Below are 273 nucleotides of genomic sequence, written 5' to 3'. Positions count from 1 at the left end.
TGCCCTCGTTCGCGTTCTCCACCACCACATCGGCGCTGCTGTCCACGAAATAGAGGTCGTTGCCGGTACCGCCCACCAGGGTGTCGGCGCCACCGCCGCCGTCCAGCGTGTCGTTGCCAGCCCCGGCGCTCAGCGAGTCATTGCCGGCCCCGCCGGTCATGACATTGTTCAGCGTATTGCCAACACCGGCGAAAGCGCCGGTCCCGATATAGGTCAGGTTCTCAACATTGGCGCTGAGGGTGTAGCTGGCCGCCGTGGCCCGCACCTCGTCCG

Annotated in this window: 1 pseudogene; it reads right to left on the bottom strand. The window is 66.3% G+C overall.

What is annotated here, in order from left to right:
• A pseudogene (locus tag P5F91_RS28765) lies at positions 1 to 273 on the bottom strand (hypothetical protein); the annotation flags it as partial.

The sequence above is a fragment of the Nitrospirillum amazonense genome, from assembly GCF_029594735.1.
Lineage (GTDB): Bacteria > Pseudomonadota > Alphaproteobacteria > Azospirillales > Azospirillaceae > Nitrospirillum > Nitrospirillum amazonense.
The sequence above is the reverse complement of the archived record's forward strand: the minus strand, read 5'-3'. Positions and strand labels throughout refer to the sequence as shown.